The organism is Candidatus Filomicrobium marinum, assembly GCF_000981545.1.
Taxonomy (GTDB): domain Bacteria; phylum Pseudomonadota; class Alphaproteobacteria; order Rhizobiales; family Hyphomicrobiaceae; genus Filomicrobium; species Filomicrobium insigne.
On the sequence record NZ_LN829119.1, the window covers coordinates 2,310,220 to 2,333,877 of the forward strand.

General features: G+C 58.7%; 16 protein-coding genes and 1 tRNA gene. 7 read left to right on the forward strand and 10 right to left on the reverse strand.

Annotated features, from left to right (window positions below; all coding sequences use genetic code 11):
* Positions 1–44 precede the first annotated feature (44 nt).
* From YBN1229_RS10860 to YBN1229_RS10870, 3 genes are all read left to right on the forward strand, one after another.
* Positions 45–974, forward strand: coding sequence for a sulfite exporter TauE/SafE family protein (locus YBN1229_RS10860; RefSeq protein WP_046479264.1), 930 nt, complete (start codon positions 45–47; stop codon positions 972–974).
* Positions 974–1,924, forward strand: coding sequence for a TIGR02186 family protein (locus tag YBN1229_RS10865; protein WP_052743867.1), 951 nt, complete (start codon positions 974–976; stop codon positions 1,922–1,924). The genes YBN1229_RS10860 and YBN1229_RS10865 overlap by 1 nt, the downstream gene beginning before the upstream one ends.
* 167 nt (positions 1,925–2,091) lie before the next feature.
* Positions 2,092–2,166, forward strand: a tRNA-Gln gene (locus YBN1229_RS10870).
* 214 nt (positions 2,167–2,380) lie between these two features.
* Here the strand turns inward: YBN1229_RS10870 and YBN1229_RS10875 are convergent.
* From YBN1229_RS10875 to YBN1229_RS10890, 4 genes are all read right to left on the reverse strand, one after another.
* Positions 2,381–4,363 carry an acyl CoA:acetate/3-ketoacid CoA transferase gene (locus tag YBN1229_RS10875; RefSeq protein WP_046479263.1) on the reverse strand — a complete coding sequence of 661 codons (1,983 nt, stop codon included), beginning with the start codon at positions 4,361–4,363 and terminating at the stop codon, positions 2,381–2,383.
* 646 nt (positions 4,364–5,009) lie between these two features.
* Positions 5,010–6,035, reverse strand: a complete 1,026-nt coding sequence (locus tag YBN1229_RS10880; RefSeq protein ID WP_046480700.1) for a DUF1254 domain-containing protein — start codon at positions 6,033–6,035, stop codon at positions 5,010–5,012.
* An 11-nt stretch (positions 6,036–6,046) separates the two neighbouring features.
* On the reverse strand, positions 6,047–7,456 hold the full coding sequence (locus YBN1229_RS10885; RefSeq protein WP_052743868.1) for a DUF1254 domain-containing protein: 1,410 nt from the start codon (positions 7,454–7,456) through the stop codon (positions 6,047–6,049).
* Between the two features lie 188 nt (positions 7,457–7,644).
* A complete protein-coding gene (locus YBN1229_RS10890; protein ID WP_046480698.1) occupies positions 7,645–9,960 on the reverse strand; it encodes a Tex family protein in 2,316 nt (771 codons plus the stop codon).
* 321 nt (positions 9,961–10,281) lie between these two features.
* Between YBN1229_RS10890 and YBN1229_RS10895 the strand changes: the two genes are divergently transcribed.
* Positions 10,282–11,292: an asparaginase gene (locus YBN1229_RS10895; protein ID WP_046479262.1), complete on the forward strand. Its 1,011-nt coding sequence runs from the start codon at positions 10,282–10,284 to the stop codon at positions 11,290–11,292.
* A gap of 80 nt (positions 11,293–11,372) precedes the next feature.
* Here the strand turns inward: YBN1229_RS10895 and YBN1229_RS10900 are convergent, their stop codons facing one another.
* The 3 genes from YBN1229_RS10900 to meaB all read right to left on the reverse strand — a co-directional run bounded on the left by YBN1229_RS10900 (position 11,373) and on the right by meaB (position 14,449).
* On the reverse strand, positions 11,373–12,707 hold the full coding sequence (locus YBN1229_RS10900) for a TIGR03808 family TAT-translocated repetitive protein (protein WP_046479261.1): 1,335 nt from the start codon (positions 12,705–12,707) through the stop codon (positions 11,373–11,375).
* A gap of 65 nt (positions 12,708–12,772) precedes the next feature.
* Complete coding sequence (locus tag YBN1229_RS10905; RefSeq protein ID WP_046479260.1) at positions 12,773–13,390, reverse strand: pyroglutamyl-peptidase I; 618 nt, start codon at positions 13,388–13,390, stop codon at positions 12,773–12,775.
* A gap of 57 nt (positions 13,391–13,447) precedes the next feature.
* On the reverse strand, positions 13,448–14,449 hold the full coding sequence (gene meaB / locus YBN1229_RS10910) for a methylmalonyl Co-A mutase-associated GTPase MeaB (RefSeq protein WP_046479259.1): 1,002 nt from the start codon (positions 14,447–14,449) through the stop codon (positions 13,448–13,450).
* Between the two features lie 276 nt (positions 14,450–14,725).
* On the opposite strand from meaB, the gene YBN1229_RS10915 reads away from it, so the two are divergent.
* The 3 genes from YBN1229_RS10915 to YBN1229_RS10925 all read left to right on the forward strand — a co-directional run bounded on the left by YBN1229_RS10915 (position 14,726) and on the right by YBN1229_RS10925 (position 17,761).
* Positions 14,726–16,594, forward strand: a complete 1,869-nt coding sequence (locus tag YBN1229_RS10915) for an alpha/beta hydrolase (RefSeq protein ID WP_052743869.1) — start codon at positions 14,726–14,728, stop codon at positions 16,592–16,594.
* A gap of 73 nt (positions 16,595–16,667) precedes the next feature.
* Positions 16,668–17,069: a hypothetical protein gene (locus YBN1229_RS10920; protein WP_046479258.1), complete on the forward strand. Its 402-nt coding sequence runs from the start codon at positions 16,668–16,670 to the stop codon at positions 17,067–17,069.
* A gap of 104 nt (positions 17,070–17,173) precedes the next feature.
* Complete coding sequence (locus YBN1229_RS10925) at positions 17,174–17,761, forward strand: hypothetical protein (RefSeq protein WP_046479257.1); 588 nt, start codon at positions 17,174–17,176, stop codon at positions 17,759–17,761.
* A 14-nt stretch (positions 17,762–17,775) separates the two neighbouring features.
* On the opposite strand, the gene YBN1229_RS10930 is transcribed toward YBN1229_RS10925, so the two are convergent.
* The 3 genes from YBN1229_RS10930 to YBN1229_RS10940 form a co-directional block, all read right to left on the reverse strand.
* Positions 17,776–18,576 carry a 2OG-Fe(II) oxygenase gene (locus tag YBN1229_RS10930; RefSeq protein ID WP_046479256.1) on the reverse strand — a complete coding sequence of 267 codons (801 nt, stop codon included), beginning with the start codon at positions 18,574–18,576 and terminating at the stop codon, positions 17,776–17,778.
* A 639-nt stretch (positions 18,577–19,215) separates the two neighbouring features.
* Positions 19,216–21,378 (reverse strand): methylmalonyl-CoA mutase, encoded by a 2,163-nt coding sequence (scpA, locus tag YBN1229_RS10935; RefSeq protein WP_046479255.1) that lies wholly within the window; start codon positions 21,376–21,378, stop codon positions 19,216–19,218.
* Positions 21,379–21,496: 118 nt separating this feature from the next.
* Positions 21,497–23,464 (reverse strand): methylmalonyl-CoA mutase family protein, encoded by a 1,968-nt coding sequence (locus YBN1229_RS10940; RefSeq protein WP_046479254.1) that lies wholly within the window; start codon positions 23,462–23,464, stop codon positions 21,497–21,499.
* Positions 23,465–23,658 lie beyond the last annotated feature (194 nt).

Sequence of the window (23,658 nt, forward strand, 5' to 3'; positions counted from 1 at the left end):
GAGGCTGCGTACTCGTTGTCGGGGATCGAGATTGACCAGCTGACATGAACATTTATCTGCCTATCGCCGAGATGTCCGCGAACATATTTGTGTTCTTGGGTATGGGGGGCGCAGTCGGTTTTCTTTCTGGAATGTTTGGAGTTGGAGGCGGGTTCTTGATGACCCCGCTTCTGATCTTTTCCGGAATTCCTCCGGCTGTGGCTGTTGGAACGGAAGCCGCACAGATCGTGGCGTCATCGGCATCTGGTGCAATTGCCCAGTACCGACGCAAGAATGTCGACATCAAGATGGGCGTCATCTTGCTGGTCGGCGGTATCATGGGTTCGATGGTCGGCGTACAGGTCGTCAAGATCCTGCGTGCTCAGGGCCAGTTCGAATTACTCGTTTCGATCGTATACGTTGTGTTTCTAGGCCTGATCGGCTCGTTGATGCTGATCGAAAGCCTCAACACGATGCGAAAAGCTAAGGCGGGCAAACAGGTTTCGGCCCGTCGTCCGGGCCAGCACAGCTGGATCCACGGCCTGCCTTACAAGATCCGCTTCCATAGATCGAAGCTGTACATCAGCGCGGTGCCACCGCTGCTCATCGGTATCCTTGTCGGGTTCATGTCTGCAATCATGGGCGTTGGTGGCGGTTTTATCATCGTTCCCGCGATGATCTATCTGCTGCGGATGCCGACCTCGGTCGTTGTGGGTACTTCACTCTTTCAGGTCGTGTTCGTGACGGCTGCGACAACCATCTTGCACGCCATCACCAACATGAACGTCGACATCGTTCTGGCTCTGCTTCTGATGGCGGGTGGTGTGATCGGCGCGCAGTTCGGCGCGGTGGCCGGCGAGAAGCTCAAGGGCGAACAGCTTCGCTTCTTGTTGGCGGGCCTCGTGCTGCTTGTGGGTGTCCGTATGGGCTGGGATCTCTTTATCCCGCCGGAAGAGCTCTACTCACTGAGCGGTATTGCCGGAGGGGGACACTGATGCAACGGGCACAGAATATGGCAAGCGGATTGGAAGCGGAGCGACGCCCGTTCTCCCGCTATGCGGTTTATGCTGTCGTTGGCTTTGTTCTGGGGGCGACTGCTCTTGCAGCTGCCTTCTATTTCTGGTGGTCCCAGAACCGCGCCAATATCAGCCAACCTTCTACCCCCCCAGCGGCGGTCAGCGACACGACTGAAGCTGCCCGTGGTGTCCAGCGCAGCTACGTGGAAGGCATCTCCGTGGAAGCCGATGTCGCGGCTCGCAGTGTCGCTGTGACGTCATCCTTCCATGGCGCGGAGATCGTTCTGTTCGGTGCCATTGACGACTCCAACTTCTCCCGTATTGGCAACGCGCCCTATGATGTCGTCGTGGCCATTCAGGGCCGGGACGAACAGGTCGTTCTGCGTAAAAAGAACAACGTCGCGGGCATGTGGATCAATACGGAATCCGCGAGCTTTAAAGATGTTCCTAGCTTCTATGCACTTCAGTCGTCACGCCCGCTAGCGGAGATTGCGGGAAGTGCATTTTATAGCAAGCATAATATCGGCATCGAGAACCTACTCAGCAGCCCGTCGAACGGAGCCGGCGCCTTGTCGGCGGCTGAGAGGAAAGGGTATGCGGAAGCATTGCTGCGGTTGAAAAAGAAAAACGGCCTGTATGTTGAGCGTGAAAACAGCGTCACCTTCAACGGGCGCGTACTTTTCCGCTCAACGATCGATCTGCCGCCGAGCGTTCTGGTGGGCAATCTCATCGCTCGTGTCTACTTGATCCGCGATGAGGAAATGCTGGCGAGCTATACCTCAAAGATCAGGATGGAACGCCAAGGCCTTATGCGTCTCATGCACCAGCTCGCATTCTCGCATCAGCTTTTGTATGGCATACTCGCCGTTGCCCTGGCTGCCGCCGCAGGAATCGGCGCATCTATGGTCTTCCGAAAGTCGGGTCACTAACAAGCCACAGGCGAGTTGATTGGTTTCATCTTGGCGGGCCGGCCGAAGGGCCTGCCAAGGTGCGACACGAAGTACAGGCTGGGAGTTCTCCCCTTTTTTAGCGCCCAGCCTCGCGTTTGCCGCACTTGAAACCCGGCGAAAACGCTGTAAAAGACCATCCGGTCTGATGGGGCGTAGCCAAGTGGTAAGGCAGCGGTTTTTGGTACCGCCATTCCCAGGTTCGAATCCTGGCGCCCCAGCCAATATTTGCAGTCGGTCCCGACCGTCTGCGCCGCGCATTCCCAAAGCGCTTTCAGGCAGCCATCCCCAACCTGCACAGCTGTTCACGCCACGCGTACGGATGAAGAGTGACAGGGCGTCAGACGTTGCCGCTCTGTCTGCTTTGCGCACAGTGCCGAGGCAGGGGATGCGGAGACGGCCAGGGCAATCTCCGCGATCCAGCTAACACCTCGCGACCTACCCCTTAGCCTTCCAATTCACGAGCCCATCCCAATCGTCTTCAAGACCGGCGGGTGACTTTGCGGCGTGAGCTTCATCGCCACTCTCGAAGATATGAGGCTGCAGTCCGCGCTTGGATACGGCATCCTGCATCTTGAGATGCATGAACGCGCTCGTGGTATAGCGCGCCATGGTCGCGTAGTAGCGCTTCATCATGAAATCGACGAGCTCGGCATAATCATCTTGCAGGTCGTCCGCGATGCGGCAGCCATCCTGATTGACGACGGCATTAACCCGCTTGCCCGCCTTCTCGCACCCATCCACCAGAACCTGCCTGAGGTCGGCCAGATCGCTCTGCTTGCGCATGGCCCAGCCCTCAAGGTTGAGGAACAGGATATTCCGGGCTTTATCGTAACTGACCCGTTCGGGCAGGTTCCTGTTGGTGAGCTCCGCCAACAATTCCATCGGCTCATCCCGGAAGATGCGCGCGTTCATTAGGATCGGCGCTTTGATCACGGGCGTGAACGCCATGTGAGGCAGGATGTCTTTGTCGATGTCGATGCCTGGTGCGACTTCGATGAGTTCCAACCCTTCGAGCGTGAGTCGGAAGACGCAGCGCTCCGTAACATAGAGCACGGGCTGTGCGCGCATTGCGGCGTAGGTGCCAGAGAACGTGATTTGCTCGACTCGCTTTACGAACTTCTGCGCGCGCCCCTCTTGCAGGATGCGCAGCTTGCCGTCTTCGATCGCGATCTTCAGGCCGCCCGCCGTAAACGTCCCTGCAAACACGACAGCACGGGAGTTCTGCGAGATGTCGATAAAGCCGCCACAGCCGTTCAGACGGCCGCCGAAACGGCTCGTGTTGACGTTTCCGCTCTCACTGCATTCGGCCATGCCGAGACACGTGAGGTCCAGACCGCCCCCGTGATAGAAGTCAAACATCTGGTTCTGGTCGATGACTGCATGCGCGTTGGCCGCAGAGCCGAAGCTTGAGCCGCCGGCAAGCACGCCGCCGACAGCGCCGGCTTCCGTCGTCATGACGATATAGGGGGTGACCTTTTCCTCGTTGGCGACCGACGCGACGCCATCAGGTGCACCAACGCCGAGGTTGATGACACCGTTCGGCGGCAGCTCGAACGCGGCACGCCGGGCAATGATCTTGCGCTCATTGAGAGGCATCCTGGCCATGTTCTCGACGGGGACGCGGGTTTCGCCGGAGAGTGCGGGATTGTAAACAACCCCGTAGTTCATGCGGTGCATCTCGGGCGGATCGGCGACGACGACACAATCCACGAGAACGCCGGGAACCTTGACATCCTTCGGCTTGAGCGAACCTTCGGCGACAATGCGTTCAACCTGCGCGATGACGAGGCCACCATTGTTGTGCGCAGCCATGGCCTGGGCGAGAACGTCGAGCGTCAGGGCCTCCTTCTCCATGCTCAGGTTGCCGGAGGGGTCGGCGCTGGTGGCACGGATCAAGGCCACGTTGATGGGCGTCGCCTTATAGAAGAGCCACTCCTGTCCGGCGACCTCGATCAAATTGACGATGTCCTCAGTCGTTACGTCATTGACCTTACCGCCGCCAAGGCGCGGATCGACGTAGGTGTGCAGCCCGACCTTGGAGAAGAGACCGGGCGAACCTGCAGCACACGAGCGGTAAAGCTTGGCGATGATCCCTTGCGGCAGATTATAGGCTTGGATCTTGTTGTTCTGGGCGGCCTCCGCGACCTTCGGCATGCGGCCGAAGTTGGCCGCGATGACGCGCGACAAAAGCCCTTCGTGGTGCAGGCGGCCGGTGCCGAGACCTTTGCTGTCTCCGGCGCCCGCGCACATGATGAGAGTGAGGCCGCGTGGGCCGCCGCTACGCACAAAGCGGTTTTCAAGCGCCGCATGCAGCGCTTCGGGAATGCAGCTCTGCACGAACCCGGTGGTGGTCACCACATCGTTGTCGTTGATCAGAGCAATGGCATCTTCAGCAGTAATAACCTTGTTTTTCAACACTGTTCGCGTTTCCCCTGACACAACCTGTCGGCACGGCGGTCGTTTTTTATAGGGCGCGCGCGTTTGTCTTTAGCAGCCGATCAAGCGCCCATTTTTTCCCAACGACACATAATGCATCGCTGGCCATTCTCACGGCGCTTGTCCTCCGGGCAGGATAACGAGGCCGATGAAACGGACGTCAAGAATAGATCATGTCTGTGCTCTGATGGAGTGCGGTTTCGCGTAGCAGTTGCTAAAATCTGCGCCTTTAGTGGCATGCCACATGCCAGGGTTGTGGGCGGACGCCAGAGGTCAAACCGTCTCTGCTGGGGCTCTATGTCCGCGTTGAGAAGGCACGCTTCGTAAAGGCAGCAAACGACCTTTTGAGAAGCGTGCGCGGTACCGGCCTGCCTGTCGCCACCTATGTCGTCGTGCATGAGGCTGCTGCAAGTGCCCGGGACTATGGCGGCCTGGCCCAAGAGGATCGTCAATTGGCGGTGTAAGGGAGCCGCTCCGATCCGTGACGACAAACGGCGAGAAATCGGATCTTACCAGCAGCGTCGGATTCATGTAGCGGAGCCGCGGTCCGCTTTGCGCCATAAGCGGCCATCGGCTGGGGGCCTGCTCATCCGCGAAAGGTTGGCGCGGCCAATGAATCGATAACATCTCAACCGCCTGGCTGCGGCTCCGGGAAGGTCCAGGAGCCGTCCAGAATCTCAGCGCGCGGCCGATAGAGGCGAACAGTGTAGTTCCAGCCCTTCATAATCGGCAGGCAGTTGGGGATCTTTCCGTCGCAGCCGCCAAACTGAATCTCGATCGTCCCGTCGTCGTTCTTCTCGGCGGTGATGTTGTTGACCGAATATGCGTCGTAGTGGTTCTTCTCGAAGTAGCCGTCCCCATTGTAAAGGCTCACCGACCAGAACCCGTCCACTGGCACATCCCCCACCTGTAGCTTGTAGACGGTATTGCCGTCGTTCCCGTCGGGCGTGACGTTTAGATAGAAAGCATCCTTGTCCGGGTTGCCGCCCCACCCTGCGGCCGTGCCCAGCAGATGCCGGATTGGATCGACTTCTTCCCTGGAACCGAAGGCCTTTTTGAAATCGGGAAGCGTCGACTGAAGAATCAGAAGCGCATCGCGTACTTTCTTCTGGCTGGCCTGATCCCAGTTCGGGATCTCGAAGCTGCCGCGGCTCGCCTGATCGATCTTGATCGCATCCTGAAGCGCGTGGACAGTTTTAACGTCTTCCTGGTCTGAGGGATTGACCACCGTCCGGATGGCGATGACAGCGTATCGGGTGCCGACTGTTTCCTTTTCAAGCGTCACCGGCCCGGCGCCGTAGTGAACCATCGGCACATAGTGATCTTCGGTCAGTACCATGAGCGACATGAAGCGGCTGCCGGCATCGGGCATGGTAACGGTGACCGACCCGGCGTCGAGATCGAACACTGCGGAGGAATAGAGAGTATCGCGATTGAGCCGGATGACGGACTGATTGTCGATGTCGGCTGGCTCGCGGCGGTGCGTCAATTGCCCGAAGCCACCCTCCTTCACCACGTTGCTGAAATAAAGGTCCGATTCGGCCCGGGCAAAGTTATCGACACTGACGGGAATTGGTTCGTCTTCCGCTGCCGCCGCAGGCAGAGCAAGAAGCGCAGCGGCGCCGAGCACGGCGATGTATATGTTCCGTTTCACTTCAGACTCCTTCAGTTTGCCGGCTGGAGCGGCGGGGTTTTCCACGCACCGTCGAGCGCTTCCTGCTTCGGCCAGTAGAGCCGCATTACCAAGAAGAATTGCCCCGCGGGAGCGGGAAGCCAGTTCGATTCCTCGCTCGTGCCGGGAGACTCGTGTTGCACGTAGAGAGTATATCCGCCGTCAGCATCCGTTTTAAGGCTCGGAAGCATCGGCGAGTTGATCAAGTAGCGGTTGATCGGGTTCGCGTAGAGCAAGCTTGCGGGAAGCTCGTATAGCGTGAGCGACCAAAAGGCGTTCATCGGCGGCAGCTCGCCGGGTGTAAAGCGGATCGTGTATCGATCGGATCCGGCGAGAGGCTGACCGCCGGCATCGACGAAGTAGGCCGGATAAAGAGCCTCCTCCTTCGAGTTGCCGTAGATTCCGAGCACAGCGCTTGCCATGCGATCGAGATAGCGGCCGTCGAGGAACGCGCGGGTGCCGAAACCATCGGCGCTCGACACTTTTCCGGTGTCGATCTCGTTCTTCTTGTAGCTCTCGAACTCCGCCCAGGCGTCCGCCATCCCGTCCTCGATCGCCTTCCGCATCTCAGGCGAGAGCGCTGCCGCATCAAATGCCTTGCCAGGCTCGATGCCAATCTTGGCAAAGCGCTTCCGAAGCTCCACTTCGGCGGGGTTGGTGGGGCAGAACTGCAGGATGAAGTTGAGCTGGTTGAAGAAGGCGAGCGAGGACTTTTCCTCTTCGGCCAAGATGGGCTTTGGAAAATCGATTGCGGGTGCCGCCGGGGGCGCGGACCCACCGACAAAGACCGAGAGCGGCTCAACCTTGTACCCCGCCTGGATCTTCTCGACGCTGCCGATGTCCTCCAGACTGAAAAGCTGGGTGCGGTACAGGATAAAGGCGAAGTCCGTCTCGGATCGGATGACTGCCTTGATGCCCGACGGTGTCTCGCCGCTCCAGTTCGGCCCCGACAGCAGAAAGCTACCGGCCTCATTACCGGTCGCGCGGCTGCCTACGTAGGCAAAGTTGAAGGTGTACATATCGATGAACTGCAGCGAGTAGTAACGCGCCTCCTCGACAGCCGGGACGGTCAGGACGATAGGCTCGGCGCGAAGGTCAGCGCCGACATAGGAATACGGTGTATCGGAATTAGGTGTCTGGATCGCCTTGTCCTCGGGTGTGTAGACCCGGGCGTTGTTATAGATCGTATTCCAGGGCGCCTTGAATTCAGCGCCGCCATTGTCGACGAAATACGAATACTGGATGCGGTAGCTGTCGACCAGCGGGACGCCCCAGGTGTAGGCCTCCTTTGCAATGGCCCGCGTTTCCTTCGGCGAAATCGTCTGGCTCAGCGCCGAGCCGGTGAATACCAATGCCCCGAAGACCAGACTGGCTCCAAAGATGCGGCGGACCATTTTTTGCATCCCGCGACTTCCCTCCGTTCGGTTGCAATTTCCAACCTAGAACAATCCCCAATACATGGCCATCGCCGCATCTAAAAGACCCAGCAACAGCCGCCTTGGGGCAAAGGCAGAATTTGCGGCGACGGATTATGAAGTCCGCTTTAACCCTGAAAGATCCGCCATAACTGAGCAGAGCGCGCCGCCACCCCTCACCCCTTCTCCTGCCCCTGCGCACGCTTGAACGCAGCGGCAAATGCGGATTCGCCGCCGGAGGGAGCGGTCTGCGGGGGCCGTGAGGTTGAGCGCTGCGCGCCTCGCGACGTATCACGGCCCGCCTGCGAGGACGGTCCTGACGATGTCCCATCGATTGCACCAGACTTCATGGTAAGCGCGATGCGTTTGCGGTCGACATCGACGTCCTTTACCCGTACGCGCACGACATCACCCGCTTTCACCACCTCGCGCGGGTCCTTCACGAACCGGTCGGCCAATTCCGAGATGTGCACGAGCCCGTCCTGATGCACGCCGATATCGACGAATGCACCGAAGGCCGCGACGTTCGTCACGACGCCCTCAAGAGCCATGCCCGGGCGCAAGTCGGCGATTTTCTCGACACCTTCCTTGAATTCGGCGGTTTTGAATTCTGGCCGTGGATCGCGCCCCGGCTTTTCAAGTTCCGAGAGGATGTCGATGACAGTCGGCGTACCGAAGCGCTCGTCAGCAAATTGTTTGGGATCGAGAGACTTCAGGAATGCGCCGTCGCCGATCATGGCTTTGAGGGGCCGCTTGGTCGTCTCAGCGATCCGCTCCACGACGGCATAGGCCTCGGGGTGAACAGCAGAGGCGTCGAGCGGGTTCGCGCCGTTCATGATGCGCAGGAACCCGGCCGCTTGTTCAAAGGCCTTGGGCCCGAGCCGCGCCACTTTCTTGATCTCGGAGCGCTTCTTGAAGGCGCCATTCTCGTTCCGGTGCAGCACGATGTTTTGCGCGATGGTGGCATTGAGACCGGCAACGCGCGCCAACAAAGGAGCAGAGGCCATGTTGACGTCGACGCCCACCGAGTTCACGCAATCCTCGACGACAGCGTCGAGCGAGCGGCCAAGCGCGGTCTGATTGACGTCGTGCTGATACTGGCCGACGCCGATAGCCTTGGGCTCGATCTTGACCAGTTCCGCCAGCGGATCCTGCAGTCGCCGCGCAATGGAGACCGCGCCGCGCAGGGACACGTCGAGATTGGGAAATTCTTGGCTAGCGAGTTCGGATGCCGAATAAACCGACGCGCCAGCTTCCGAGACCATGATTTTTGCGAGCTTGAGCTCCGCATGTTTCTTCATCAGGTCGCCGACAAGCTTATCGGTCTCCCGGCTGGCCGTGCCGTTTCCAATCGCGATGAGATTGACTTTGTGTTTGGCGCAAAGCGCCGCGAGCACCGCCAGAGAGCCAGCCCAATCGTTGCGGGGCTCGTGCGGATAGATCGTGGCCGTATCGAGCAGCTTGCCCGTATGATCGACGACGGCAACTTTGACGCCCGTGCGAATGCCGGGGTCCAGCCCCATCGTCACCCGCGCGCCGGCAGGCGCAGCAAGGAGCAAATCCTTGAGGTTGGACTTGAAAACTCCGATAGCGGCAGTGTCGGCATCTTCTTTCAGTCGCACCATCAGGTCCGTGGAAAGCGAGCCGTGTAGCTTCTTCCAGGTGAGGCGGGCCGTCTCGACAAGCCAGCTATCAGCGGGACGGTTCCGGTCGGCGATGTTGGCCGCCGCCCTAATCTTCATGTCCGCCGGGTGGGGCTGTCGCCCTTCGACAGAAACGTCGAGGTTAAGGCTGAGAAATCCCTCATTCTGACCGCGTAAAAGGGCCAGCGCTCTGTGGGAAGGAACGTCACGGACAGGCTGGCTGAAATCGAAGTAGTCCGAGAACTTGGCGCCCTCGTCCTGTTTGCCCTTGATGACCTTCGAAGTGAGAACGCCGTTGCTCCACAGCCATTGTCGCAAATCGCCCACAAGCGCGGCGTCTTCGGCAATGCGTTCGATCAGAATAGCGCGCGCGCCATCGAGCGCGCCCTTGGCGTCCACGACGCCCTGTTCAGCGTTGATGAATTTCGTGGCTTCCTGCGAGGGATCGCGTGTTGGATCGTTGATAAGCATGTCGGCGAGAGGCTCAAGCCCCGCCTCGCGTGCAATCTGGGCTTTCGTGCGCCGCTTGGGCTTGAAGGGCGCATAAAGGTCCTCCAGCTCGACCTTACTTTCCGCAGCGCGGATTGAGCGCTCAAGCTCGGGCGTCAGCTTGTCTTGCTCTGTAATGCTTTTCAGCACGGTTGCCCGGCGTTGCTCTAGCTCAGTGAGATAACCGAGGCGTTCCTCAAGCTTGCGCAATTGCGTGTCGTCGAGACCGCCGGTCTTCTCTTTCCGGTAACGTGCGATAAATGGCACAGTCGCCCCTTCGCCGAGCAGGTCGACGGCTGCGGTGACTTGGGCAAGTTGAACATCCAGTTCTTTGGCGATACGGGCATTAATAGCGTTCAAGAGCTGTCCCTTAACAAGCAAACGACGAGAGATCGCGAAGGAGTAGCGCGGTTATCCCTAGATCCAAATAGGGGCTGGCCGCGGCACGACAATGGTGCGCTCATATAGCCGAATCGATGGCACGCGGACGCGGAACATAAGCGGGTCTGGCGGAAGCAAAAATGGGGTTTAGTGTCCCTGACCAAGAAATTGGCGGTCTGGCCGTAGTGCGAAAGGCCTAGAACGGGGCAAAAACATTTGACATGGCCCGGAGAATTGCGAGTTTGCGGGCAAAATGAGCCTGCCATGTCACGAGCGGCCGTTCAAAGTGTTGAGGCATCAATGAGCAATCCCATCCTGATCGAGGTCACCCGTGGTGCCTTGATCGAGAGCACGCACACGGGTGCGTTGGCCATCGCCCGCACGGATCAGAGCCTGGCCCTGAGCCTGGGGAACGTGACACGTCCCGTATTTCCACGCTCATCCATCAAGTCGATCCAGTGTCTGCCGTTGATAGAATCGGGGGCGGCGGAACACTATGGCTTCGATGCCGCCGATATTGCTCTGGCCTGCGCGTCCCATGTCGGCAGTGAGCGTCACGCCAGCCTGGCGGCCGCGATGCTGAAGAAGATCAGCCTGGGGGAGGATGCGCTTGGGTGCGGCGTGCATTCACCGCTTGGCGCATCCGCCGCCAAAGCCCTTTGGCGATCAGGCAACGAACCAAATCAGCTGCATAACAACTGCTCGGGCAAGCATGCAGGCATGCTCGCGACCGCAAAGCATCTCGGAGAGGACATAACCGGATACTGGCTGCCGGAACATCCCGTACAGAAACGCGTGCACGAGATCATGGCAAGCATGAGCGACCTTCCGCTGGGCAATGATGTCATGGGAATCGATGGTTGTTCGGTTCCGAACTGGGCCCTGCCACTGTCGACCTTGGCCGGCATGTTTGCGCGGCTGGTGACGGGAGAAGGTCTGTCCTCCGAGCGCGCCTCGGCCTTTCGTACGATCATGTCGGCCTGCTGGAGCGAACCTGAACTGGTCGCAGGTCCCGGGCGGGCCGATAGCGTCGTCATGCGCAAGCTCTCCGGACGTGTCTTTATGAAGACAGGCGCCGAAGGTGTGTATTGCGGCGGCTTCCCTGAGCTTGGGCTAGGGTTTGCTTTGAAGATCGACGATGGCACGACACGCGCGTCAGCCGGTACGGCATTGGCGCTCGTCGAACGCGTCATTCCCGAGACGCCCGACCTGATGCAGCGCAATGTCTTGAAGAGCTGGCGGGGCGCTGAAGTTGGAACGATCCGCACAGCCCCCGCGCTGGAGCGCGCCTTTGATCAGTTGAAGATCTAGAAGCACGAGCAGGCAAATCGAAGTGCTTCCGGAAAAGTGGAAACACGTTTTCCGATAAGAAGCACAACCAAACAAAGCCCCTAGACGGCCAGATTGCCGAAGATCGACACGCGCCCCGTTTGCGTGGTCGTTGTCGAAAGATCTGGTCCGATCACACGGCCATGATCCATTGCGCGGATCGCCCCGTTTCGCGAGCCTGAAATCATGTTGCCGGAAACAAGGCAGGCTCCGGCGTCTTTGTCTGCGGAAATCATGATGCCGACGCTCGCCTCCCGGATTACGTTCCCCGTCGCCGAGACGTTGCGCATGTAAGCACCCCAGCCGATTGCGAGACCAGCGGTCGCCGCCTCCTCGATCGTATTGCCCGTTACGGTCGCGTCGGCCTCGACGGTGATGCCCTCGCCGCGTTTGTCGACCGGCTCGTGCTCACGCCGGAATAGATTGCGCACAAGATTGCCCTGCACCACCGCAAGCCGTCCGCCCTCATTGAAGTTGGTGACGGCGATACCGGTGGCCGCCGTATCCACGAGGTTCTGCGAAATCACCGCGCCTTCAAAGCCAAACTCCGCGTAAAGCGCGACCTCGCCGAGCCTTTGGCACGTATTGCCGACAATCTGAATGTTCGACGCGGCGTTGCCCCGTACAGCGGAAAACGCGCAATCGCTGATCTTGTTGTTGGCGACAGTCACGTTGTTTGCGCGAAAGACGTTGATGCCGTTGCCGTTCGGCCCGTCGCCACCGTCTCTGGCCGTAACGTGTGAGATGCGATTGCCGGAGACCATCGTGCTGTCATCGCCCGCATGCGAGCGCCAAACTTGAATGCCGTTATTGCCGCAATGGGCAATGGTGTTTCGGGTGATTTCAAGCCCCGCGGAATCCAAAGCGAAAATGCCGACGGCGCCGATTTCTGAGATCATGCAACCTTCAATGCGGCCCGCACAGGCCCGAACACGAAGCGCTGAGCCTGAAGCTCCCTGAATCTCCAGATTTTCGAGCCGTATGTTCTGACAGTCCTCCAGCGATACGACGTGTTGAACCTGTCCACTGCCCTCAAGCCGTATCCCCTCAATGACAATATTCGATACGTTGCGTGCGGAGATGATGCTCTCGGCGTTAGCGCCCACGAGCGCCGTCGTGCCGTGAGCTCCAATCAGCCGCGTGCCGTCTCTCAATTCCAGCCCGCCTACGACAAAGCGACCAGCGGGAAGCAGGACAGGGCGACCCGCGGCGTACGCGACGTCGATTGCATCTTGTAGAACAGCGGCTTGATCTCGGGCGGAGCCGGACCGCAACTTGAGCGCAGATCCGTCATCGACGGCAGCCGCTTGTGTCGGGCGCGCGGCAACCGAGGTGGCGCCAAGAGCGAAGGCAAGGCCGGTACTCGTCGCCAGAACGGCTCTGCGATTGAAATCCATAGGGAAGCGGCTCCGCGGTCATGATCAGTCGTGGATGAGCATGCAAACAGCGGGCCATAAAACCCTCAGAAGCCCCTCTCCTCGAGGCAAGTCTGCAGGATCGCAACGCCACCGTTAACGATGTCGTCTACGGAAAGCCTGCCGTTCTTGCCGCTGAGGTCGACCGGAAGGTGAACAAAGCCGATGCAACTGTTGTTTCCAGATAGACGGTTGAGCGAGGTATACAACACGTTATTGCACAGATAGCCGCCCGCATCCTCGGAGAGCTGCGCGGGAAACCCCTCCGCGCGGAGCCGATCGACGATGGAGGCCGCCGGAAAGGTCGAAGGGAGCGCATCCGGCGCGTCGGCCGCAATTTTCGGGGCCAACGGAAAGCTCCCGCAGATATCAACGCTGCTGTGGCAATGATTGCGAGCGAGGGTTTCAATAACAAGCCCCTCCGCGCGGCGTGACACCCCGAAATGCAAAATGACTTGCGGATTTTCGTCTGCAATCAATTCAGCGACCTGTCGGGGAGCAACCTCCCAATCGACGGGGAGGATACGCCAAGTCAGCCGCACGCCTGGAAGTGCTGCGATCGAGAGCGCCAACCGCTCTACAACGACCGCGGAGGCGTTTTCAGGTACACCTGGAAACGAACCAAAACCGGTAATGAGCACGCGAGCCGTCGCTATCTGGGTCATTCTCGCAAACTTAGTCCGCTTGGGCAGACTCACAAGCTACCGAACGGCTCTATTGGCTCAGGACATGCCCATCAGCGCCATGATCCGGTCAACAGCGAGCGTTGGCAGCAGTTGTCCATTGCGAACATCAGCTTCGATCTGAGGCAGCTCAGCAGCGACCTTCGCATTGGAGTGCAATGCTCCCATCAGCCGCGCTTCCAGCATGTCACGCATCCAGCCAACAGCCTGATGACGGCGCCGCTCGGCGAACTCACCGGAAGCCGTCGTCAATTCGCGATGTTGTTTGATTTTGTCCCACAGTTCATCAAGACCATTGTTCGTGGCGCCTGAAATCGTAAGAACCGGCGGCGACCATGTCGTCGATTGCGGCGCGAGGATATGCAGTGCGTTGCGGTATTCGGCAGCGGCATTCTTCGCGCGCAACACGTTGTCGCCATCGGCCTTGTTGATCGCGATCATGTCCGCAATCTCGATGATGCCCTTCTTGATCCCCTGCAGATCATCGCCACCACCGGCCAGCAACAGCACGAGGAAGAAGTCGACCATATCGGCAACGGCGGTTTCGGATTGTCCGACACCCACCGTCTCGACGATCACGACATCGAAGCCGGCCGCTTCGACCACAGCCATTGTTTCACGGGTCTTGCGCGTAACGCCCCCCAGCGTGCCCGAGGACGGCGACGGTCGGATGAAGGCCTGTGAGCTCTGCGCAAGCTGGCTCATGCGGGTCTTGTCGCCAAGGATGGAGCCCCCGGTTCGCCGCGACGTCGGATCGACCGCGAGCACCGCGACTTTCAGCCCGCTATTAACGAGGTTCATGCCCAGTTGGTCGATGGTGGTCGACTTACCCACACCCGGCACACCAGTGATGCCAAGCCGGACGGCACCGCCGGTGCGAGGCAGCAAAAGCTGCAGCACCCGTTGCGCGAGAGCTTGATGTTCAGCCTTGGTGCTTTCAATCAGCGTGATGGTGCGCGCCAGCATAGCGCGATCACCTGCGGCGACGCCTTCGGCAAATTGTTCAGCGCTGGGCTGGCTCTTGGCCGTCTGGTTCAACATTCCTACGGCCTTCCATGACCTTGCATTGCGTTTCCTTGATCTGCGGCTCAAGGGACCGGTGACCCCGGCATCAGGCGCGACGCTTCGTGTACAATGTGATGCATACGAGCCGCGCCACGCCCCGAAACCGCCCGGTTCTCTTACCAAGGCTGTTTCAGTCAAGAAAGGGCCCGTGTCACCATGTCAAATGGCCTGTATTGGGATCAGGGTGCCGCACGCGAAACGTATTAACGACGAAGCGCCGATCGGATTTTCCGGCGCCGAGGAGCATTGCAGATGTCGGATTTCTCTCCAACCACGATGATCGCGCTAGGCGTCGCAGTATTTTTTCTGTGCGCCATGGTTTGGTGGGCTGTCCGCCGCGCGCCTCCCATGGCACGCATCGCAACAAGAATTGTTGTTGGCACCGCCTCTCTCGTCTCCCTCGCACTGTTGTTCTTAGCAAGCGAGATGGAGCTCCGCGCGCCACTTCCAGAAGTCGCGGCACCCACGCAGCAGACGCCAGAAGTTGCGGAGAAAAAGCAGGCTGCCAAACCGGAAGGCGTAGAACCGGAGAAAGACACAGCTACCGCTTCCGCTCAGGAAAAGGCGGCGCGCGCAGAGGCGCGTCGCGTAGAAGAGGAAGCCGAGCGCCGGATTGGGGAACTGGCCGCAGAAAGGAAGGGGGAGATGGAGCGCGGTGCGGCGGAAAAAGGCGCGACGGCGCAATCAAGCGAAGTACTTGAACAAGAGCGCAGAGAGCCCAGTGCAGGGGCCGCGCCTTCCTCCGGTGGACTTACCCAACTTCCGGAAATTGGCGGTGCGACACGCGGATCTCGAGCAACGGGCGAAAGTTCTCAGAAGAAATCATATAGCCGCAGTTTCCGTAGGCCTGAAGCATCAGGAGCACCACCTGGTGCTAAAATGGCGAGACCTGCCCGACCGGAATTTCAGCCATCCGCCGTGCCTCCTCCCAGTGCGACGCCGCCGACGGCGACACCGCAAATTGCCCCCCCTCCCGAAACGGAGATGGCTGCTCCAGAAGCTGAAATGGCCGTTGTACCGAGAGAGTCGGCAACGGAATCTGAAAGCGAGGATTGGAGTGTTGTTCCCGTTTTCTACGGAACCGATCGCGAACGGAAAAGCACAAACACTGAGGCCACGGAAAAGATTACCTACGACTGGCAGCGGGGGCGACGTCTCGAGTTGGGGCGTGCGCTTGTCACGATCCCCAAGGATCACGTCGTGCCGATGGTCGAGCGGCCGTGGGCCATCCGTATTCCCTACATCAACGTCACTCTGTACGAGGCAGAAGAAGACCCCAAAGAGCATTTCACGATCAAGGAGTTGAAGGCGCTCACCCGTGAAGAATTTCTGGATCTCGTGCGTATGCGCCTTGCTGGGTCAACGCGCTTCAAGGAGCACGCTCTTGTTTTCGTGCACGGCTATAAAACGACCTTCGAGAACGCCATCTTCCGTACCGCTCAAATCTCTTACGATCTGAAGTTTGACGGTGCGCCGTTCCTCTATAGCTGGCCGTCCGGCGGTACGCTCCAAGGTTATACGTATGACCGGGAGAGCACGGCGCAGGCGGAGCCCTATCTGCGCAAGTTCCTTGAAATGGTCGTCAGCGATACCGGCGCGAAGAAGGTCAGTATCATCGCCCACTCAATGGGGAACCAACTTCTGCTCCGTGTATTGCAGGATCTCAAGCGTTCTCTACCCGACGGTGTTCTAATCAGTCAGCTGGTATTGGCCGCACCAGATGTCGACCGTGACAGCTTTGAATACATCGTAGGATCGATCCAGGGGATTGCAGAGGGGATCACGCTTTATTCGGCTGCTAATGATCAGGCGCTGCAGATTTCCCGCCGCGTCAACGGTGGTGTTCCGCGTGCGGGAGACGTGCCCGATGATGGCCCCATTATCCTGGAAGGAGTAGACACAATCGATGCGACAGCTAGCAGTATGGATAGCATCGGCATCAACCACTCCGGCTACGCTGAGAACAATGCGCTGTTGGAGGATATTGGCAGATTGATCTCATCAGGCCTGCGACCGCCAGAAAAACGGGTGCCGACGCTTGAGCGCGTAACCATCGACCGTGGCACCTACTGGCGCTATCCGGCCATCGCCGTCCCAGACGTAGCCGGAACGGGGAAATAAGGGATGGGTTTCGACGGGCTGTCGTGCAGTTTAACACCAGACCTGCGAGTGTACGCCCGTTAGGAGGACTTCCATGTTTCGCGCAATTGGCGCGCTGACCTTGCTTTCGCTCATACTGATCGGAGCGGCGACGAAAGCCCGCGCCAATCAGACCTTTATCTGCGAAGATGGCAGCCAGGTCACGGTTCTGCCCGGGCAATTGGAGTTGATGAAGCGCACCGACCCCTGTGTCGCGCGCCACTTCGGGGGCGTGCCACAGCCTCAGCAACCAGCTGCACCACAACCGTCTTGGGCCCCGATGCAGGCGCCGCTCCCCGATCGCAAGCCAGAAGTTGAAATTGCGGGCTTCGCCGTTCCCGAGGGGCAAGAGGCCGCAGCACCAAAAGCGAAGAAAGAAGTCGAATCCGACTACCGGAACGTTCACATCATCAACGCAAGCCCCGGTTCCGCGCAGTTCTTTGAACACAAGCGTTAGCTTTTGCTTGGCATCGATACGCCGATAAACTGTCAGTTAAGTAGGATATGCCAAAGTCCGTAGGAGCCGTGCCTTGAGCGGTACGCGAACTGCGGGGGTGTTTCATGCGTTCTGTTTTCTCAGCGAGCCCAATGCGGCTGGCTCTAAGCGTTTTCTTCTTGAGTTTTTGCGCAGGAATTCAGCCTGTAAAGGCCGACCCGGCGCTAAAGGCTTCAAAATTTCCAGAACGCGACTTTGCAGTGGCTGAGGTTCCCGACGCGAGCCAAAACGCCAAGGGTCCAGGCGATAGGGATGAAAGCGACCCTTACGCCGATTGGTCGCGAAGCAAACTAGAAAACGAAGTCCATTTCAAACGTCACCCTCTGACTGAAAACTACCCCAACGATTTCGCTGTCGTGTGCGAAGCCGGTTGTAGCTCCGGACGCGTTGGGGTCGTTGATCTCACGCCACGTCGTCCCGCCCAACCAGCAGCGGGCAACGGCGAAATACCCATGATAGAGCTTCTGAGCAATGCAGCAGTCTGCGTCGGCGGATGCTACACCGATGCAGGACCCCAAATGGCTTTTGCGGGAGGCGACATTGGATCAGACGCCATGAACTGGCTGACGACGGTCGAGCCAAAGGCGTCGAAGCCGTCAGCGCAGACGGGAGCCCGTTGGTACGATCGCATCCAAGGCACTGAGCCCCGATAAAATCGGAGTCTCCTTTAGGTCCAAAGCGCACGAAGGCCAAAAAACGCTGTGTCTTTGATACGGCGTTTGATGCCCTGGGCGACGCTCGAATGCGTGTCGGTTGCGAACGTCATCGACAGCATGACACGGCGTTCTCCGGCGGCGATCGGCGTCACGCGGTGCAGGACCTTCTGCCCTTCGAACATGACGAAACGGTTCGGTGGAGTTTCGACCACGTCGATGTCCCGCCCAAAGCGTGCTTCCAGGCGCGCGGCAGAAAGACCATCGCCCGTTGCATTCCGATTGATGATTGGAATGAGAACGGTGACGTGGCGCCCTCGGTAGAAATTGTGATCGTAATGCCAGCCGATATGATCGCCGGGACGGTCATAAAAAAGGATGGAGCAGGAACTCTGGTCGTTGATTGGTGTGGGACGAGCAGTATCGCCTAGGACCGAAGATACGAGCTTTGAAAGAGCAGGGGATCTGTAGAGGGCGACCACACGCGGCGCTTTCACCATCAACGTCTCGTAGGCAACGGTGCCACCCTTCTTGTGCGCGGGCAGATAGCTGCGCTCTGTTTCGACGAGCGTCTCGATTTCAGACCGCAGAGCCGCGAATTGGTCGGCTGGCAATACGTCATCAAGGTAGACAAGCCTTCTGTCGAAAGACGGAAGGCGTTCTTGGCTTCGGGAGTTGAGCACATCGCCAGTGAGGAATTCTGAAACAGCAGAGGTTTCGGATTCCAGCGACTTATAAAGCTGCACTCTGCTGTAGCGCAGATAGGCCAAAGTGGCACTGAATAAGAGAAAGCCCACAGCAAGGGTAAGCCACATCACGTTAAGGCTCCTCAAGTCGCGAACAAATCACTCAAAACATTCTAGCGCAGATTGGTTCCCTTGCCGATGGTTTCAAGACGGATCATTCCGGCGCGTTCACAACAGCAAGGTTGTGCTAATGCGGTCGATAATAGCAAGCGACGATCATGGAGACGCAACAGGGAAAGAGTAGAAATATCACGTAGATATGCGGAAGGACGCGAGCCGCACAATTAAGCGCCAGGCAAGGGAGTTCCGAAAATGGGAGCTTATCGCTGCAACAATTTGAACACATAAAGCTGAGGCGGCGGCTGAAATTCTATATGCAAGACATGATAAATGCTCAGAAACGCTGGAGCTCGTTTTTGCATTAGAATTGAACGACGACCTCCCTCATTGGATCGGAATAGCTATCGGCCGGGACCACAGCGGACATATGCGATATCCGACTTGGTCAGACCGATTGTGCAGGAAGGCGCGCTCAAAAAAGCCGGTCCCAGAAAAATAGGTGCAGTAGAGCACCGGCTTATTGTGATTGGGCGCAGGCCGTGGCCAAGAGTGCCACACGAGTATCCCACCTGGAGATGCCGTGACAGCCAACCACGCCAGTATCAAAAAGCAGACTGACGTAGTGCCCGCACGCCCCACTGTTGCCGACTACTCAGCCGCTTCCTTTGCATAACCCAGGCTTTGACTGAGCTTTGCAATGAGCCCCGCAGCCGCTTGCGGAATGTTCGTGCCTGGACCGAACACAGCCTTGGCGCCAGAAGAGAACAATTCATCGTAGTCCGCTGGTGGAATGACACCGCCCACGACGATCATGATGTCGCCGCGTCCTTCCTTTTCTAGCGCTGTACGCAGTTCCGGTACCAATGTCAGATGGCCAGCGGCGAGTGAAGAGACACCGATGATGTGGACGTCGTTTTCGACGGCTTGTCGCGCTGCTTCATCAGGGGTGGCGAAAAGAGGTCCGATGTCGACGTCAAAACCGAGATCCGCGAATGCAGAGGCAATCACCTTCTGGCCGCGATCATGTCCGTCCTGGCCCATCTTGGCGATGAGAATACGTGGCCGGCGGCCATCGTGCTTTTCGAAATCTTCAACCAATGCCAGCACACGGCCAACATCTTTGTTCATCGATTTTGCCTCTTTGCCGTAGACGCCGGAAATTGCGCGGATCTCCGCCCGGTGTCGCGTGAACACCTTTTCCATTGCGTCCGAAATTTCGCCGACGGTCGCTTTTGCGCGGGCTGCGTTTACGGCGAGTTCCAACAGATTGGCGTTGCCGGCAGCGCCGGACGTCAGGGCCTCAAGGGCCGCGGCGACTTCTGCGTCGCTTCGCTCGGCCCGCAACCGCTCAAGTTTGGCGATCTGCTGCTCACGGACCGCCTTGTTGTCGACTTTTAGGACTTCAAACTCAGCGTCTGTTTCTACTGTGTATTTGTTGACGCCAACAATGGTCTGCTGACCAGAGTCGATGCGTGCCTGCGTTCGTGCCGCGGCTTCCTCGATGCGCATTTTGGGAATACCGGCGGCAATGGCTTTCGCCATACCTCCGAGGCTCTCGACCTCGTCGATGTGCTTCAGTGCGCGTTGCGCCAGATCGTAAGTCAGCCGCTCAATGTAATAGCTGCCGCCCCACGGATCGGCGATCCGGCTTGTACCCGACTCTTGTTGCAGGAATAGCTGCGTATTGCGCGCGATGCGGGCTGAGAAATCGGTCGGCAGCGCGATCGCTTCGTCGAAGGCGTTGGTATGCAGAGATTGCGTGTGCCCTTGCGTCGCCGCCATGGCTTCTACGGCTGTCCGTACGACGTTGTTGAAAACGTCCTGCGCCGTAAGGCTCCATCCGCTGGTTTGTGAGTGGGTACGCAACGAAAGCGAGCGCTCATTCTTCGGCGCAAACTCGGATTTGACCAAGCCGGCCCACAACAAACGGGCGGCGCGCATCTTGGCGATTTCCATGAAGAAGTTCATGCCGATCGCCCAGAAGAACGACAGCCGTGGCGCGAACGCATCGATGTCGAGACCCGCCGCCACGCCTGCGCGCGCATACTCGATGCCGTCAGCAAGCGTGTAGGCCAGCTCCAGATCTGCCGTCGCTCCAGCTTCCTGCATGTGATAGCCGGAGATCGAAATGGAATTGAACTTCGGCATCTTCTTGCTGGTGTAAGCGAATATGTCGGAGACGATGCGCATCGAAGGTGCGGGAGGGTAGATGTAAGTGTTCCGCACCATGAATTCTTTGAGAATGTCGTTCTGGATCGTTCCCGAAAGCTTGTCCGGGGAAACGCCTTGTTCATCGCCCGCAGCAATAAAGAGAGCCAGAACGGGTAGGACCGCGCCATTCATGGTCATGGAGACCGACATCTGCGACAGGTCGATGCCCGAGAACAGCGTGCGCATGTCGTAGATGGAGTCGATCGCAACGCCCGCCATGCCGACGTCACCACGCACCCGCGGATGGTCGGAATCGTAACCGCGGTGCGTCGCCAGATCGAAAGCGACCGAAAGGCCCTTCTGCCCGGCTGCAATATTGCGCCGATAAAATGCGTTGGAATCCTCAGCTGTCGAAAAGCCCGCGTATTGGCGAACAGTCCACGGCTGCGTCACGTACATCGCCGGATAGGGGCCGCGCAAAAATGGCGCGATCCCAGGATAAGCGTTGTCGACAAAGTCCAACCCGTCGATATCGGCGTTGGAAAAGCCAGGCTTGACGGGAATTCCCTCGGGCGTCTGCCAGACGGGGCCGCCTGCGGCGGCATCGGCAGCCTGAGCGGCACCAAGATCGATCTTCGTAAAATCAGGAATTCGCGTCATTTTATTTGGCCTTGAGAGGTCGAGCGCTACGGCTGTCGCCTTCGTTATTAATTAGCACAATTCACAGTGTACCGCTGGCAAAGCTATTTGACACGCGTTTGCGCAAACGGAGAACACCCTATTGGGTAGGGATGCCGAGATGATCGTGCAACTTGCGTAATAGGCTAAGGACGTCTTGGCCGGCATAAATAAAGGCATCGACCCCGGCGGCTTCGAGTGCAGCGGACTGTTCGCCCGGACGCCCCGCCATGTATACATGGCTGGCACCTTGCGCTTTCAACGCTTTTGCGACGGCTTCACCCATATCAGCGTATTTCGCATCGCTAGATGAAATGCAGGCCAAGCGAGCCCCACTTGCCGCAAATGCTTCCGCCGCTTCATTGGCATTGGCATATCCATCTGAGATCAATGCTTCGATGCCGCCCGAGCCCATCAGATTTCGGATCCAGGATGAGCGTGCCGTGTGTTCCGCTATCGCACCAAGAGCAGCTACGAAGATTTGTGGGCGCTGTCCCTTCTCCGAAAGATAACGATCGGAGGCATCGCGTAATGCCTCGAAAGGCTCGCTGAGCCGAACGCAGGGTAACGGGGTTGCTGTTGTTGCGCCGACTTCTGCTTGCACCACTTTGCTGCGCGTCGCGTGCTCCTTGAAGGTTGAGATGAGTTCCGCGAATGTCAGCTCGCTATCGCCTTCACGCAGAGCCGTTGGCGGTGTGGTTGCTCGAGGTTCGACATCGAGAACTTTCACTGGAGCTTCGTTGAGCAAAGGAAACTCGCTCGTTCCCGTGACCGCGGCACGACGCGTCGCGATATCGCTTGCGCGCTTCTCGCGAACCTGAGCGATGCGATCGTGGATTTTGCCCGCAACGAGGCTCTCGACGATACCGCCTTCAGCTTCAATCTCCTGGAAGAGCGTCCATGCGGCCTGAGCCAACTCGTCCGTCAAACCTTCATAGGCTCCTGATCCGGCGGCGGGGTCGGCGACACGCCAGATATTCGACTCTTCCTGCAAAATAAGATGAGTGTTGCGCGCGATGCGCCGTGCGAAGCCATCCGGCAATCCGAGAGCAGCCGTGTGGGGAAGCACGGTGATGGTGTCCGCGCCTGCAATGCCGGCCGTGAACGTAGCCATGGTTCCACGCAGCATATTCACCCAGGGATCGCGCTGGGTCAGCATGCGCCAAGCGCTTTCTGCGTGGATTTTAATCGGACGCGGAGTGAGGCCGGAAGCCTCCTCGACACGCGCCCAGAGACGTCGCAACGCTCTAAGTTTCGCAATTCCTAGGAACTGGTCGGCATCAACAGCGATCGTCCACGATAAGGCACGTGTCGCATCATCAATGTCCAGGCCCGTATCGCTAAGCGCACGAAGATAGGCAACACCCGTAGCGAGCGCGATGGCCAACTCCTGGACTTCGGAGGCGCCGGCCTCATGGTACCCGCGTACGTCACATGTGAGGAATGGACCGGTGAAGCCCTGCGCTTTGAGTGCCACTACGGCATCGCCTAGACGCTTGGAAATGGCCGCCCAAGGCGCCGACATTACTCCCGTCGCGGTCATGGTGCCGATCGGATCTAGTCCGAAGTCGACCGCACATTCTGATGGCGTGTGTCCGCGCTGTGTAATCAAGGCCGCCAGCATTGCGGCATTCGCTCGGCCGCCATGCGCAGGTTCAAGCCGAACCGTGATCATGTCTAGCGCCACGCCGGCAAGAGCAGCATCAAGATCACTGACGGTTTGTGCTGTCAGCCCGAACCCGCGTGCCGCGCGGCTGCCGTGCGGCACGATAGCGATCGCGTCACTTCCACCCTGGAGGTCATCGAGGATCAGTTGCGAGGCCACGTGCGCATCAGGATGATCGACACGCTGGCAGATCCGCCATGGCCGTTCCGTCTCGGTTCGCGTGACCCGTGGCTTGTCACCGGCGCGCCCGTAAAGCGGCAAAATGCGGAGACCGTCGGCGGAATGCGATACCATACGCTTTTCGAAGTCGCCGCCCTTGAGCGCCTTTTCCACCAGCTTGACCCAGGCATCGTGTGTTCCCGGCTCGAAGTCGGCCGCGAGGGGGCGAGCTTCAGTTGTCATTGGGCGTGTCTCTCCATTCCAGTGATTTAGTGCAGATCTCAATTCGCACGAAAAAGCAGCGAAGCGGAATTGGGTGTTTGGTCGCTCCAACCACTTTTGTGCAGCACAGCATAGTCATTGTGGTGTCACACAAATAGATATCTTGCAAAGATGTTAGTCGGTCATGCAACTGGGTTTGCAAAGCGCGGATGTAC

What these genes read in the sequence shown, in the direction of transcription:
- YBN1229_RS10860 (WP_046479264.1), top strand. Translation starts at nt 45, where the DNA reads ATGAACATTTATCTGCCTATCGCCGAGATGTCCGCGAACATATTTGTG.
- YBN1229_RS10865 (WP_052743867.1), top strand. Translation starts at nt 974, where the DNA reads ATGCAACGGGCACAGAATATGGCAAGCGGATTGGAAGCGGAGCGACGC.
- YBN1229_RS10885 (WP_052743868.1), bottom strand. Translation starts at nt 7,456, where the DNA reads ATGCAAAAAATGGTCCGCCGCATCTTTGGAGCCAGTCTGGTCTTCGGG.
- YBN1229_RS10895 (WP_046479262.1), top strand. Translation starts at nt 10,282, where the DNA reads ATGAGCAATCCCATCCTGATCGAGGTCACCCGTGGTGCCTTGATCGAG.
- YBN1229_RS10900 (WP_046479261.1), bottom strand. Translation starts at nt 12,707, where the DNA reads ATGGATTTCAATCGCAGAGCCGTTCTGGCGACGAGTACCGGCCTTGCC.
- YBN1229_RS10905 (WP_046479260.1), bottom strand. Translation starts at nt 13,390, where the DNA reads ATGACCCAGATAGCGACGGCTCGCGTGCTCATTACCGGTTTTGGTTCG.
- meaB (WP_046479259.1), bottom strand. Translation starts at nt 14,449, where the DNA reads ATGTTGAACCAGACGGCCAAGAGCCAGCCCAGCGCTGAACAATTTGCC.
- YBN1229_RS10915 (WP_052743869.1), top strand. Translation starts at nt 14,726, where the DNA reads ATGTCGGATTTCTCTCCAACCACGATGATCGCGCTAGGCGTCGCAGTA.
- YBN1229_RS10920 (WP_046479258.1), top strand. Translation starts at nt 16,668, where the DNA reads ATGTTTCGCGCAATTGGCGCGCTGACCTTGCTTTCGCTCATACTGATC.
- YBN1229_RS10925 (WP_046479257.1), top strand. Translation starts at nt 17,174, where the DNA reads ATGCGTTCTGTTTTCTCAGCGAGCCCAATGCGGCTGGCTCTAAGCGTT.
- YBN1229_RS10930 (WP_046479256.1), bottom strand. Translation starts at nt 18,576, where the DNA reads ATGTGGCTTACCCTTGCTGTGGGCTTTCTCTTATTCAGTGCCACTTTG.
- scpA (WP_046479255.1), bottom strand. Translation starts at nt 21,378, where the DNA reads ATGACGCGAATTCCTGATTTTACGAAGATCGATCTTGGTGCCGCTCAG.
- YBN1229_RS10940 (WP_046479254.1), bottom strand. Translation starts at nt 23,464, where the DNA reads ATGACAACTGAAGCTCGCCCCCTCGCGGCCGACTTCGAGCCGGGAACA.